Origin of the sequence: Thalassobius vesicularis, assembly GCF_004799325.1 — a bacterium.
In the GTDB taxonomy this organism is placed as follows: domain Bacteria; phylum Pseudomonadota; class Alphaproteobacteria; order Rhodobacterales; family Rhodobacteraceae; genus Thalassobius; species Thalassobius vesicularis.
Window position 1 is genome coordinate 454,425 of sequence record NZ_SSMD01000001.1, and the last position, 13,395, is coordinate 467,819.

Annotated in this window: 13 protein-coding genes; 9 read left to right on the top strand and 4 right to left on the bottom strand. The window is 65.0% G+C overall.

Going from position 1 to position 13,395, the window contains the following annotated elements; translation table 11 throughout:
* Nucleotides 1-1,260: a glycosyltransferase family 4 protein gene (locus tag E7681_RS02280; RefSeq protein WP_136337634.1), complete on the bottom strand. Its 1,260-nt coding sequence runs from the start codon at nt 1,258-1,260 to the stop codon at nt 1-3.
* Nucleotides 1,261-1,403: 143 nt separating this feature from the next.
* Between E7681_RS02280 and leuS the strand changes: the two genes are divergently transcribed.
* From leuS to E7681_RS02300, 4 genes are all read left to right on the top strand, one after another.
* Complete coding sequence (gene leuS, locus E7681_RS02285; RefSeq protein WP_136337635.1) at nt 1,404-3,956, top strand: leucine--tRNA ligase; 2,553 nt, start codon at nt 1,404-1,406, stop codon at nt 3,954-3,956.
* Nucleotides 3,943-4,434: an LPS assembly lipoprotein LptE gene (lptE, locus tag E7681_RS02290; protein ID WP_136337636.1), complete on the top strand. Its 492-nt coding sequence runs from the start codon at nt 3,943-3,945 to the stop codon at nt 4,432-4,434. The genes leuS and lptE overlap by 14 nt, the downstream gene beginning before the upstream one ends.
* Entirely contained in the window at nt 4,431-5,438 is a 1,008-nt protein-coding gene (gene holA / locus E7681_RS02295; RefSeq protein WP_136337637.1) for a DNA polymerase III subunit delta, read from the top strand. The genes lptE and holA overlap by 4 nt, the downstream gene beginning before the upstream one ends.
* 86 nt (nt 5,439-5,524) lie before the next feature.
* Nucleotides 5,525-6,109, top strand: a complete 585-nt coding sequence (locus tag E7681_RS02300; protein WP_136337638.1) for a glutathione S-transferase family protein — start codon at nt 5,525-5,527, stop codon at nt 6,107-6,109.
* Between the two features lie 69 nt (nt 6,110-6,178).
* Here E7681_RS02300 and E7681_RS02305 read toward each other — a convergent pair whose 3' ends face one another.
* Nucleotides 6,179-7,369 (bottom strand): TIGR03862 family flavoprotein, encoded by a 1,191-nt coding sequence (locus E7681_RS02305; RefSeq protein ID WP_246032387.1) that lies wholly within the window; start codon nt 7,367-7,369, stop codon nt 6,179-6,181.
* On the opposite strand from E7681_RS02305, the gene E7681_RS02310 reads away from it, so the two are divergent.
* Nucleotides 7,368-7,661: an HNH endonuclease family protein gene (locus E7681_RS02310; protein ID WP_136337639.1), complete on the top strand. Its 294-nt coding sequence runs from the start codon at nt 7,368-7,370 to the stop codon at nt 7,659-7,661. The genes E7681_RS02305 and E7681_RS02310 overlap by 2 nt on opposite strands.
* Before the next feature lies 1 nt (nt 7,662).
* Here E7681_RS02310 and E7681_RS02315 read toward each other — a convergent pair whose 3' ends face one another.
* Nucleotides 7,663-8,268, bottom strand: a complete 606-nt coding sequence (locus E7681_RS02315; RefSeq protein ID WP_136337640.1) for an enoyl-CoA hydratase/isomerase family protein — start codon at nt 8,266-8,268, stop codon at nt 7,663-7,665.
* Entirely contained in the window at nt 8,265-9,014 is a 750-nt protein-coding gene (locus E7681_RS02320; RefSeq protein ID WP_136337919.1) for an SDR family oxidoreductase, read from the bottom strand. Before E7681_RS02320 ends, E7681_RS02315 begins: the two co-directional genes overlap by 4 nt.
* A gap of 123 nt (nt 9,015-9,137) precedes the next feature.
* Between E7681_RS02320 and E7681_RS02325 the strand changes: the two genes are divergently transcribed.
* The 4 genes from E7681_RS02325 (at nt 9,138) to E7681_RS02340 (ending at nt 13,340) form a co-directional block, all read left to right on the top strand.
* On the top strand, nt 9,138-10,655 hold the full coding sequence (locus tag E7681_RS02325; RefSeq protein WP_136337641.1) for a DUF2125 domain-containing protein: 1,518 nt from the start codon (nt 9,138-9,140) through the stop codon (nt 10,653-10,655).
* A 116-nt stretch (nt 10,656-10,771) separates the two neighbouring features.
* On the top strand, nt 10,772-12,118 hold the full coding sequence (locus tag E7681_RS02330; protein WP_136337642.1) for a TldD/PmbA family protein: 1,347 nt from the start codon (nt 10,772-10,774) through the stop codon (nt 12,116-12,118).
* Nucleotides 12,105-12,890, top strand: a complete 786-nt coding sequence (locus tag E7681_RS02335) for an inositol monophosphatase family protein (RefSeq protein WP_136337643.1) — start codon at nt 12,105-12,107, stop codon at nt 12,888-12,890. The genes E7681_RS02330 and E7681_RS02335 overlap by 14 nt, the downstream gene beginning before the upstream one ends.
* A gap of 60 nt (nt 12,891-12,950) precedes the next feature.
* Nucleotides 12,951-13,340, top strand: a complete 390-nt coding sequence (locus tag E7681_RS02340; protein ID WP_136337644.1) for a rhodanese-like domain-containing protein — start codon at nt 12,951-12,953, stop codon at nt 13,338-13,340.
* The last annotated feature ends 55 nt before the right edge of the window (nt 13,341-13,395 follow it).

Sequence of the window (13,395 nt, forward strand, 5' to 3'; positions counted from 1 at the left end):
TCAATCATGGACACGGCCCGGGGCCATTTCGTGCAACCGGTCGATCCAGTCCAGCTGACGCGGCAGGCAGATGGTTTGCAGGTCGTAGTTCTGAACGATGTGCTCGCGCGCGGCCTTGCCCAGACTTTCGCGTGCGGGAGCGTCTTCCAGCAGGTCGCAGACCTGATCCACCAGCGCGTCACCGTCGAAGAAGTCGACCAGACGGCCGTTGACGTCATGCTCCAGCGCCTCTTGGACCGGAGCTGTCGCGCCGGCGACGATGGCGGCCTGAACGGACATCGCCTCGAACATCGACCAGGACAGAACGAAGGGATAGGTCAGGTAGACATGCACGCGGCTGACCTGCAGCAGGCTGACGAACTGGTCATAAGGAATGCGCCCCAGGAAATGCACGCGTTCCCAGGCCGGGGTCGGGATGCGGCCGCGCACCTCGTCGATGAAGATCTGTTTCCAGGTCTGGCCCTTGGGCGGGCGCGAGCCGTAGCTGACCTCGTCCCCGCCGACGATCAGCACCTTGGCGTTGGGCCGCTCTTTCAGCAGGCGCGGCAGGGCGCGCATGAAGATGTGATAGCCGCGATAGGGTTCGAGGTTGCGGTTGACGAAGGTGATCACCTCGTCCGAGCGGGTGACGGTGCTGCCATCGGGCAGGGTCAGGCTGGCATTTTCGTTGGGCACCAGATGATTGGTGTCGATGCCGTCATGAATGACGCTGATCTTATTGCGCCATTCCTCGGGGAAGGTGCCGGCCTGGAACTGCGTCGGCGAGATCGCCAGATCGGCGACCGGGAAATGCAGCAGGTTGTTGAGGTTCTTGAGCCGGATTCGCAGCGGCTCTCCGGGGCCGCCCTTGGGCTGGAATTCGGGGTCAAAGCCGGTGTGGTCGGGCCCCGACAGGTGATACAGCTCGCAATATAGGCCGATCCGGGCTGTGGGCCAGACGTCGCGCAGGAACATGGTTTCGCCCCAGCCGTGGTGGCCCACGATGATATCGGGGGTAAAGCCTTGCTCTCTCAGGCGCATGGCAGCGGCGAAACAAGCCTCGGCGCGGATGACCTTGGTGTCGAAATCCTGCACCCAAGGATGCATGCCCGAGCCTTGCTTGCGCTTGATGCCATAGGGAATCACCCGGACGCCCTGCCAGGTCGATGCCTCTTTGACGCGCAGGGTCAGCGCCACGCATTGATGGCCCCGCGCGGCCAGCGCCGGGGCAAGGTGTTTGTACTGACCGGGGAAATTCTGGTGGATAAAAAGGATCTTCATGAATGCTATCGCCTGTGTTTTCCCTGTTATACCCCGGCATTTCGCGCTGAACAGACCCGGATTTGGCGACTTCCCCCTAGACCACGCGGGCTTGCGGGCCTATCACCCCTTCCGACACGCGACTAAGGAAAGGTCCGCCCGACATGACGCGCTATTCTGCCGGCGAAATCGAAGCCAAGTGGCAAGCAGCCTGGGAACAGGCCGGAATCTTCAAGGCTGTCCGCAGCGACGACAAGCCGAAGTATTACGTGCTGGAGATGTTCCCCTATCCGTCGGGCCGCATCCATATCGGGCACGTGCGCAACTACACGATGGGCGACGTGATCGCGCGCTACAAGATGGCGACCGGGCATAACGTGCTGCACCCGATGGGCTTTGACGCTTTCGGGATGCCGGCGGAAAACGCCGCGATGGCCTCGGGTGGGCATCCGAAGGAATGGACCTATAACAACATCGACACGATGGTCGGGCAGATGAAGCCTCTGGGCTTTGCGCTGGACTGGACGCGGATGTTTGCGACCTGCGACCCGGAATACTACGGGCAGCAGCAGTCGATGTTCATCGACTTCATCGAGAAGGGCCTGGTCTACCGCAAGAACGCCGTGGTCAACTGGGACCCGGTGGACATGACCGTTCTGGCCAACGAACAGGTGATCGACGGCAAGGGCTGGCGCTCGGGCGCGGATGTGGAGCGGCGCGAGCTGACGCAGTGGTTCTTCAAGATCTCCGATTTCAGCGAGGAGCTGCTGGACGCGCTGGATGGGCTGGACGATTGGCCCGCCAAGGTGAAGCTGATGCAGGCCAACTGGATCGGCAAATCGCGCGGTCTGCAGTTTGCGTTCAGCGTGATTGACGGGCCGACCGACAGGATCGAGGTCTATACGACCCGCCCCGACACGCTGATGGGCGCGTCCTTCGTGGGCATTTCGCCGGATCACCCGCTGGCCAAGCAGCTGGAACGCGAGCGCGAAGATGTCGCCGCCTTCTGTGCCGAGGCCCGCAAGGGTGGCACCACCGCCGAAGCGATCGAGACCGCCGAGAAGCTGGGCTTTGACACCGGCATCCGCGTGCGCCACCCCTTCGACACCTCGTGGGAGCTGCCGGTCTATATCGCCAACTTCATCCTGATGGACTACGGCACCGGCGCGATCTTCGGCTGCCCGGCGCATGACCAGCGCGACTTTGAATTCGCGACCAAGTACGACCTGCCAATCACCCCGGTCTTTGTGGCCGAAGGCGCCGAAGAGGCCGCGCTGACCGAAGCCTATGTGCCGCTGAAGACCGAGAAAGTCCGCTATGTGCGCGGCTTCGCTGGCGATGAGGTGCAGACGGGCGACGAGGGCGTGAATACCGCCGTTGATTTCTGCGAGGCGAATGGCGTCGGCCAGGGCGTGACCAAGTTCCGCCTGCGCGACTGGGGTCTGAGCCGTCAGCGGTACTGGGGTTGCCCGATTCCCGTGGTGCATTGCGACACCTGCGGCGTGGTGCCTGAAAAGAAAGAAAACCTGCCGATCCGCCTGCCCGATGACGTCACCTTTGACGTGCCCGGCAACCCGCTGGATCGCCATCCGACGTGGCGGCAATGCGCTTGCCCCTCTTGCGGGGCGGACGCGCTGCGCGAGACGGATACGATGGACACGTTCGTGGACAGCTCGTGGTATTTCGCGCGCTTCACCGCGCCGCGTGCGGACACGCCGACGGTGCTGGAGGATGCCGACTACTGGATGAACGTCGACCAGTATATCGGCGGGATCGAGCACGCGATTCTGCACCTGCTGTACTCGCGCTTCTTTGCCCGTGCGATGCATCTGTGCGGCCACCTGCCCGAGAAGTCCAAGGAACCCTTCAACGCGCTGTTCACGCAAGGGATGGTGACGCACGCGATCTATCAGACCCGCGACGAAAACGACCGCCCCGTCTACCACTACCCCGAAGAGGTGGAACTGCGCGACGGCAAGGGCTTCCTCAAGGATGGGCGCGAGGTGACGATCATCCCCTCGGCCAAGATGTCGAAGTCCAAGAACAACGTGGTCGATCCGGTGCAGATCATCCAGCAGTACGGCGCCGATACCGCGCGCTGGTTCGTGCTGAGCGACTCGCCCCCCGAACGTGACGTGGAATGGACCGCCGCGGGCGCCGAAGCTGCAGCCAAGCACCTGGCGCGCGTCTACCGCATCGCCGCCGATCTGGCCGAGGCCAATGACGCCCCCAACGCCGCCGAGGACGACGCCCTGCTGCGCGCCATGCACAAATGCATCCACGAGGTGACGCAGGGCATCGAGAGCTTCGGCTTCAACGCCTCGATCGCCAAGCTGTACGGGTTCACCAACACTCTGGCCAAGTCGAAGGCCGGCACGATGGCCAAGGTTCTGGCCGCACGCACGCTGGCACAGCTGATGTCGCCGATGACGCCGCACCTGTCCGAATCCGTCTGGGAAATGCTGGGCGGCGAAGGTCTGATCGCCACCGCCGACTGGCCGCAAGCCGACGAGGCGATGCTGGTCGATGACACGGTCACCCTGCCGATCCAGATCAACGGCAAACGCCGCGCGGAAATCAGCGTGCCCGCCGACATGCCCAAGGAAGAGGTTGAAAAGCTGGTCCTGGCGCATGATGCTGTGGTCAAGGCCCTGGACGGGGGCCAGCCGAAAAAGCTGATTGTCGTGCCGGGGCGCATCGTGAATGTGGTTGTTTGACCGCCGAACTCTTTTGATCCTGACTGCCGCAGCCCTGACGGGCTGTGGTTTTGCGCCCGCCTATGGCCCCAGCGGCCCGGCGGCACAATTGCTGGACGGCGTCACGGTAGACGCGCCCAAAACCCGCGACGAACAGCTGCTGGTGCAAGAGCTTGAAACCCGGCTGGGCCGCACCGATCAGGGGCGGTTTGAACTGGGTTATGTCCTGAGCTTTGCCGAAAAGCGCATGGCGGTGACCGCCGACAACATCACCACCCGGTTCAATCTGGTCGGGACTGTGGAATATGCCTTGCGCAACCCTGACGACGGCACCGTGCTGACCAAGGGCTCGGTCAGCAGTTTTACCGGGTATTCGACGACCTCCAGCACGGTGGCAACGCTGGCCTCGGAACGCGATGCGCGGCGCAGGTTGGCGACGATTCTGGCGGATCAGATCGTGACGCGGCTGATCGCGGCCTCGCCGGGTCTGCCGGAATGAAGCTGCCTCCGCGCGAGTTGGGCCGCTACTTCGCCAAGCCCGACCCGGGCAAGGCGGGGCTGCTGATCTTCGGCAAGGACTCGATGCGGGTCGCGCTGAAACGGCAAGAGGCGATCGCCGCGCTGATCGGCCCGCAAGGCGAAGAGGAAATGCGCCTGACCCGGATGCAGGGTGCCGAACTGCGCAAAGACCCGGCGATGCTGCTGGACGCGGTCAAGTCGATCAGCTTTTTCCCCGGCCAACGCGTCGCTTTCGTCGAGGACGCCAACGATACCGCCGCCGACGCGATCCTGAACGCGCTGAGCGATTGGCGCGACGGAGATGCGCAGATCGTGGTGACGGCGGGCGATTTGAAGCCGACCTCGAAAATCCGCAAGGCGTTCGAGGCGCACCCGAATGCCTACGCCGCCGCGCTTTACGACAATCCGATGACCCGCGAAGAGATCGAGGCAGAGCTGAAGCGCTCCGGCCTGACGCGGCTGGACCCCAGCGCGTTGCAGGACCTGTCGGCGCTGGCGCGGCAGCTGCAACCGGGCGATTTCCGGCAGATGCTGGAAAAGCTGGCCTTGTACAAACGCGGCGACGAAACACCGGTGACGGGCGCGGATGTGGCGGCGTGCGCCCCCGCCTCGACCGAGGCGGCGCTGGACGATCTGCTGAACGTCGTGGCCGAAGGGCGCGACGGAGAGCTGGACCCGATGCTGAAGAAAATGCAGGCGCAGGGCGCGAACGCGGTCAGCCTGTGCATCGGCGCGATGCGGCACTTCAAGACGCTGTACTCGGTCGCGGCCAATCCCGGCGGGCGCGTATTCATCCCCGGCAGCCCGATGCAGAAAGAACGTATCCAGCGCCAGGCCCAGACCTTGGGCGCCGAGCGGCTGGAACAGGCGCTGACCCAGATCACCGATACCGATCTGCAGCTGCGCTCGGCCGGGCAGCACGCCCCGGCGATGGCGCTGGTCGAGCGGATGCTGATCCGTCTGGCCCGGATGAACCGCCGCTAGGTTCCACTGGATTTCCCGCCTGATCTGCGCCACCCTGCCCGGGTGGAGACGACCGCGCCCGGCGCGCGAACAGGGAGAAAAGACAGATGTATCAAGTGATCGGCGAAACCCAGAGCCGCGCCTTCAGGGTGACCTGGATGCTGGAAGAACTTGGCCAGCCCTATGAGCAGATCAAGGTGAAGCCGCACTCGGACGAGGCATTTGCCTGCAACCAGTCGGGCAAAATCCCGGCGCTGAAGGTGGACGGCGAGACCCTAACGGATTCCACGGCGATCCTGACCTATCTGGCGGATAAACATGGGGCGCTGACCTATCCGGCGGGCACGATAGAGCGGGCGAAACAGGACGGGATGACCCACCTGGTTCTGGACGAGTTGGACGCGGTGCTGTGGACCGGCGCGCGGCACACCTTTGTGCTGCCCGAGGACAAGCGCGTGCCCGAGGTTAAGGAAAGCCTGCGCTGGGAATTTCTGCGCAACAGCAACCGTCTGGCCAACTGCCTGAAGGGTCCGTACCTGATGGGCGACAAGATGACGATCGCGGATATTATCGCCACCCATTGCCTGAACTGGGCCTTCGCCGCGAAATTCCCGATCGAGGACGAGCGCCTGCTGGCCTATGCCAAGGCAATGCGCGGGCGCGAGGCGTTCAAGCGCGCTGTCGCGAACTGATCTGGTGTTGGGGGGCGCTGCCCCCCACGTTGAAAATCGCGCATTTTCAACGCTCCCCCCGGGATATTTTCAAAAAGAAGAAGCGGAAAGCCGGCGCGCTGCGGATGCGCCGGCCCATTTGCCCGTGGCAAGACAGGCCGTCAGCAGGTAGCCGCCGGTCGGGGCTTCCCAATCCAGCATTTCACCGGCGGCGTAGAGGCCGGGGTGGGATTTAAGCTGCAGATCGTCGGTAAGGGATGACAGGCGCAGGCCACCTGCGGTCGAGATCGCCTCGTCCAGCGGATAGGGAGCGGTGACGGGGATGGTCAAGGATTTCAGCAGCGGGGCCGGGTCGGGCGGCAATGGGCGGGCGAACTCCATCACAAGCGCCTGTTTTACCGGGTCGCGCAGCAGTTTGCGCAGACGGTTCGAGAGGGACTGTTTGGGGTTTGTGGCGAGGCGTTTGCGGATGGTTTCGGTGTCCAGGTCGGGCAGCAGATCCAGCGTCAGGGGGGCGCCGTCCCGCAGGGCGCGTGAGACGGCGTAGATGCCGCCGCCCTCGACGCCGCGGCGCGAGAGGACGAATTCGGCGCGGATTTGCGTGGGGCCGGCTTGCAGGATCACATTCTTTACCGGGGCGCCGAAATGCGGCTGCATGTGGGGCGACCAATCCACCAGAAAGCCCATGTTGGCAGGCTGGAACGGGGCGCAATCGTTGGGCAGATGCTGCGCCCAGGTGCCGTCAGAGCCGAGCCGGGCCCAACTGCCTCCGCCGCAGGCCAGAATCACCACGTCGGGGTGCAGGGTTTGCACACCGTCGGGCGTGTCGAATTGCGGTGTGGTCAGGCCGCCGGTCCAGCGCCAGCGGGTGCGGAGGTGCACGCCCTGCGCCTCGAGCCGGTGGAGCCACGCGCGCAGGAGGGGGGAGGCTTTCATCGCGACGGGAAAGACACGGCCGGAGGAGCCGGTGAACACCTCTTGCCCCAGGCTGCGCGCCCAGTCCTGAACCTGCTCGGGGCCAAATTCCGCCAGTATCGGGCGCAGGAAAGGCGCGGCCTCGGCGTAGTGGGACAGGAAGGCGTCGAAGGGTTCGTCCTTGGTCAGGTTCAGGCCCGATTTCCCCGCCATCAGCAGCTTACGTCCGACCGAGGGCTTGGCCTCGGCCACCAGAACGGAGTGACCGGCGGCCGACACTACGTCTGCCGCCATCAGCCCCGCAGGCCCCGCGCCGATAATGACCGCCCTTGCCAACATGTGTTCAGGCTCCGTACCTTTTGTCATGCCCGATCCGATCTGTCCCCTGTGCCAACGCCCGATCCCGCCGGACGCCCGCCAAAGCCTGCACCATCTGGTGCCAAAGCTCAAAGGCGGCAAGGGCGGGCCGACCGTGTTGCTGCACCAGATCTGCCACAACGAAATCCACGCCACCCTGACCGAGGCAGAACTGGCCCGCGACTACCACACCATCGACGCGCTGCGCGGTCATCCCCGGCTGGCGAAGTTCATCGCCTGGGTCGGGAAACGACCGCCGGGGTTTCATTCGAAAACCCCGGGCGCGCGGCGCAAGCGGTGAGTCAGTTGCACAGTGCCTTGATGCCCGCAGCGATCTCGGGCTTGGCGGCGAGCGTGTCTGTTGCGATCTCTTTCGCCGCTGCCACCACGTCGCCGTCGATCAGCCGATCCACAAGGCCAAAGGCCAGCGCCTCTTCTGCGGGGATCTTTTGGCCGCCCATCAGGATCAGCTTGGTCCGGGACGGGCCGATCAGCGCGGCCATGCGGCCCGGATCGGAGGGTTGCGGCAGGTAGCCCAGCTTCATCACCGGGTAAAAGAACTTGGCGCCCGGCACGGCCAGACGGATATCGCAGGCCAGCACCATGCCGTTCGCGCCACCGGCCAGCGTGCCGTTCAGCGCGGCGATGGTCAGGCCCGGTAGAGCCGCGACGGTGCCCGACAGACGTTCCCACAGGGGCGAAGTCGCCAGACCGGCGCGCGCTTCGTCCAGATCGGCCCCGGCGCTGAACACCTTGCCCGTACCGGTCAGGATCACCACGCGGGCCTCGGCGGCGCCTTCGTAGATTTCGCACAGCTGCTCCAGCATGCCGGCGGTCAGCGAGTTTGCCTTGTCGGGGCGGTTGATCGTGACCACCCACAGCCCGTTGTCTTTTTCCAGCTCGATCATATCAGGCCCACCTTTTTACGAATGTCTTCGTCGCGCAGCGACACTTCTTGTCCACACAGATCGTCGCCTGCCGGGCCTGCCATCCACATCAGGCAGCGCGCGGGCCAATCGGGGGGAATGTGGTCTTCCCACTCCAACTGGGCGACGGGGTTGAGGCCGCTGGCCTTGATCTCGCGCTGCATCTGGGTAGCGACGGTGCCGGGCGACAGGCCCATGATGCGCAGGCCCTGACCGCGCAGTTCCAGATCGGCGTTGCGGGTCAGCATCGCGGCCCCGGCCTTGGAGCTGCAGTAGTGGCTCCACCCCTCCAGCGGGTTGTGCGCCGCGCCCGAGCTGATCGTGATGATCGTCCCACCGCCTGCGGCCACCATGACCGGGGCCGCCGCGCGCATGCCGTAGAACACGCCCTTGAGGTTGATGTCGATCGCGGTGCCCCACCCCTCTGGGTCGGCGGTCAACAGCGGAGAGATCGGCTCGATCACGCCGGCATTGTTGATCAGGATGTCCAGCTTGCCGAACGCCTGAACGCAGGTCTGGATCGCGCGATCCACATCCGCCCAGACGCCGACATCACCGGTGATGGCAATCGTGTCAGCGCCGATTTCATCGCAGATCGCGCCGATCCGATCCGCCGAACGCGCCATCAAAGCGACCTTTGCCCCCGATTGCGCGAACAGTCGCGCCGCGTGTTCGCCGATGCCGCGGCTGGCGCCGGTGATCAGTACCGTTTTCCCTTGGAATTCCATCATCTTCCCCTCGCGTTTGATCCCTGTGGTAAACCGCAAGTGACCGCTGGTCCAGACGCTTGGCCCTTGACCGCGCAAGGCATTGGTCGGAAGCTGAGGCAAATTTCAAAGGAAGGGTTCATTATGAAACACTGGACTGTATTGAAAACCAGCGCGGCGACCGCGCTTTGCATGACGGGTTCGGCGGGTTTTGCCGATGTGACGGCTCAGGATGTCTGGGCAGCCTGGACCGAGCAGATGACTCAGTACGGCTATAGCATCAAGGCCGACGAAAACATGTCGGGCGGGCTGCTGAGCCTGACCAACATCGCGATGCATATCGACCTGCCCGAAGACGGCGGCGTTCTGGACCTGACGGTGCCCGAGATGGGTTTCCGCGAGAATGGCGACGGCACCGTCCAAATGGTGATGCCGGCCTCGATGCCTGTGAAAATGCATGTCGCCCCGAAAGAGGGCGAGGTCGTGGACCTGACGATCACCTATGCCACCCAGGGGCTGGCCGCAGTGATCTCGGGCAATCCCGGCGCGATGACGCATAACTACACCGCCGCCAGCGCGGCGCTGGCACTGAGCGATCTGGTCGTCGACGGCAAGCCGGTCGAAATCGGCCAAATTTCGATGACCATGACCAACGTTCAGGGCAGCTCCTCGACCGAGAAGGGCGCGGTCATTTCGGCCAAACAGCGATTCGCGGCGGATACGCTGGATTACACCGTCGACATGATGGACCCCAAAGGCTCGGGCGAGCGGGTATTTCTGAAAGGCGGTCTAAAGGGGCTGGATGGCGGCGGGTATTCCAACATGCCCGAAGGCGCCGACATGCAGGACATGGCCGCCGCGATGAAGGCCGGATTCGGCTTTGACGGCTCGTTCTCGCACAAGGGCGGCTCGAACGAGTTCTCGTTCAACGGCAAAAGCGACCAGATGCAGGGCAAAAGCAGCTCGGGCGGCGGGATGATCCGTGTTGCGATGGATGCGGGCCGCCTGATCTATGACGTGATGGCCAGCGGCGTCAGCCTTGAGGCAATGTCGTCGGAACTGCCCTTGCCGATCTCGCTGCAGATGGCGCAGGCCGGGTTCAAGCTGGCGATGCCGCTGATGGCCTCGGACGCGGCGCAGGATTACCAAGTATCGGTGACGCTGGGCGATTTCACCATGGCAGACATGCTGTGGGGCATCTTCGACCCGACCGGCCAGTTGCCCCGCGACCCGGCAACGATCGCGCTGGACATCAGCGGCCAGGCCAAGCTGTCGCATGACCTGCTGGACGAAACCCAGATGAAAGATCTGGGCGAAGGCGCGCCGGGTCAGATCGACTCGGCCAACATCAATGCGCTGACGGTGCGCGTCGCCGGGGCAGAACTGACCGGCGCAGGCGGGTTCACCTTCGACAACACCGACACGACCAGCTTTGACGGCATCCCGCGCCCGCAGGGCCAGATGAACCTGAAACTGGTCGGCGGCAACGGCCTGCTGGACAAGCTGGTGGCCATGGGCTTCGTCCCCGAGGATCAGGCCATGGGTGCGCGCATGATGATGGGCCTGTTCGCGGTGCCGGGTGACGGCCCGGATACCCTGAACTCGAAGATCGAGGTGAATGCCGAAGGTCACGTCCTGGCCAACGGGCAACGCCTGAAATAACGCCCGACCGGGCAAATCAGGGCCGCGGGCAAGCCTGTCCGCGGCCTTTTCGCGCCCCGCGCTTGCACCGATGGGCAGGGGCCGCTACCTGAAACGGGTAACCTTGGAAGGCCCGCATGACCGACACGCTGAACACCCTGACCGCCGCCCTGCTGGAGGCCGCCCGCAAGGCCGGTGCCGACGCCGCCGATGCCATCGCCGTGACCGGCACCTCGGTGTCCATCGACGTGCGCGGCGGGGTGCTGGAACAGGCCGAACGCTCGGAAGGGGTGGATATCGGCCTGCGCGTGTTCATCGGGCAACGGCAGGCCAATGTCTCGGCCTCGGACACCCGGCCCGCGACGCTGGCGGCGATGGCTGAACGTGCCGTCGCGATGGCCCGCGAGGCGCCCGAAGACCCGGATATCGGTCTGGCCGACCCGTCCCAATACGCGCGTGACTGGGATGTGGCCGCGCTAGAGCTTTGTGACGCCACCCCCGAACCCGATCCCGCCGCTCTGCAAGCCGATGCGCAAGAGGCCGAGGCCGCCGCGCTGGCCGTGCAGGGCGTGACCAAGGTCAGCGGGGCCAACGCGGCCTATGGGCTGCGCGCGATCCACATGGCCACCTCGAACGGGTTTTCCGGCGGGTACGAACGGACGGACCGCGCCGTCAGCTGCGTGGCCATCGCGGGCACCGGCACGGGGATGGAGCGTGATTACGACGGCGACACCCGGATTTTCCAGGCCGATCTGCGCAGCGCCACCGATGTGGGCCGTACCGCTGGCGATCGTGCGGTCGAACGGCTGGGCGCCCGCAAACCCAAGACCGGGACGTACCCGGTGCTGTTCGATGAACGGATTTCCTCGTCCCTGATCGGGCATCTGCTGGCCGCGATCAATGGCGGCGCCATTGCGCGAGGCTCGTCCTGGCTGCTGGACGCGCTGGGGCAGCAGGTGATGCCCGAGGGGCTGTCGCTGATCGAAGACCCCCTGCGCCCGCGCGTCACCGCCACCCGCCCGTTTGACGCCGAAGGGCTGCCGACCCAGCGCCGCCTGATCGTGGAGAACGGCGTGCTGACCGGCTGGACGCTGGATCTGGCGACCGCCCGCAAGCTGGGGATGCAATCCACGGCGAATGCGGCGCGCGGCGTGTCGGCACCGCCCTCGCCCAGTGCGTGGAACGTGTCGATGACACAGGGCACCCGCAGCCGTGACGACCTGATCCGCGACATGGGGACGGGGCTGCTGGTGACCTCGATGATCGGGGCGACGATCAACCCCAACACCGGGGACTATTCGCGCGGGGCCGCCGGGTTCTGGGTGGAAAACGGCCAGATTGCCTATCCGGTCAATGAATGCACCATCGCGGGCAACCTGCGCGACATGCTGAAGCGGATGATCCCGGCCAATGACGCACGGACCTATCTGTCGCGCGTCGTCCCGTCCGTGCTGATCGAAGGGATGACCCTTGCCGGCGCGTGATCTCGACCTCTTGATCCAGGCCGCAGAAGAGGCCGGCCGGATCGCCACGCAATACACCGGCAAGTCCGCCAAGGCTTGGCACAAACCCGGCGATCTGGGTCCGGTGACCGAGGCCGATCTGGCCGTGAACGAGATGCTGCACCGTGAACTGGCCGCCGCCCGACCCGATTACGGCTGGCTGTCAGAGGAAACCGAGGACAGCAACGTCCGGCTGGGGCATGACCGCATCTTTATCGTGGACCCGATCGACGGCACCCGCAGCTTTATCGAGGGCGCCGACACCTGGGCGCACTCGCTGGCGGTGTCGGAGGGCGGCGTGATCACCGCCGCCGCCGTGTTCCTACCGCTGAAGAAAAAGCTGTATACCGCCGCTGCCGGGCAGGGCGCATTCCTGAACGGGGTGCCGATCCGCGCCTCGGATCGTGCGGCCCTGACTGGCGCGTCGATGATCGCCGCCAAGCCGAATTACGATCCGTCCAACTGGCGTGGCGGTCTGGTCCCGGATGTGCGCCGGGTCTATCGCCCCTCATTGGCGTATCGGCTTTCGCTGGTGGCCGAGGGGCGGTTCGATGCGATGCTGACCCTGCGCGACAGCTGGGAATGGGACATCGCGGCGGGCGATCTGATCCTGCGCGAGGCCGGGGCCACCATCACCGACCGTTTTGGCGCGCCCCTGCGGTTCAACAACCCCTATCCACAGGTCAAGGGCGTAGTCGCCGCCGGGTCCGCCTTGCATGGCGATCTGTCCGACCGGCTAGCCCAATGGCCCTAGGGGCTTGGCTTTTCGCGGCACTCCGTTAACCTGTTAACCGGAGAGCGAAGGGAGAACCGCATGAAACTGGGATACAAAGATCTGTTGGCGCAGGCCGACGCGCAGGTCAAATCCTACGAACCGACCGAGGCACCGGCCCTGATGGCCGATCCGGGCATCGTGCTGGTGGACATCCGCGACCCGCGTGAGTTGGAGCGCGACGGCAAGATCCCCGGCGCCCATCATGCGCCACGCGGGATGCTGGAGTTCTGGATCGACCCGGAAAGCCCCTACCACAAACCCTATTTCGCTGAGGACAAGGAGTTCGTCTTTTACTGCGCTTCGGGGTGGCGGTCGTTGCTGGCCGCTCAGGTCGCGCAGGTGATGGGGCTGCGCAGCGCCAGCCTGCGGGGCGGCTTTGGCGATTATCGACGTGCGGGGCACCCGGTCGAGGCGCGCGACCACCGCTAGGCACATTTCGCCGCCTTGCAGCATTGACGCCGCCGCAGTAGGGTGCGCGCATTCT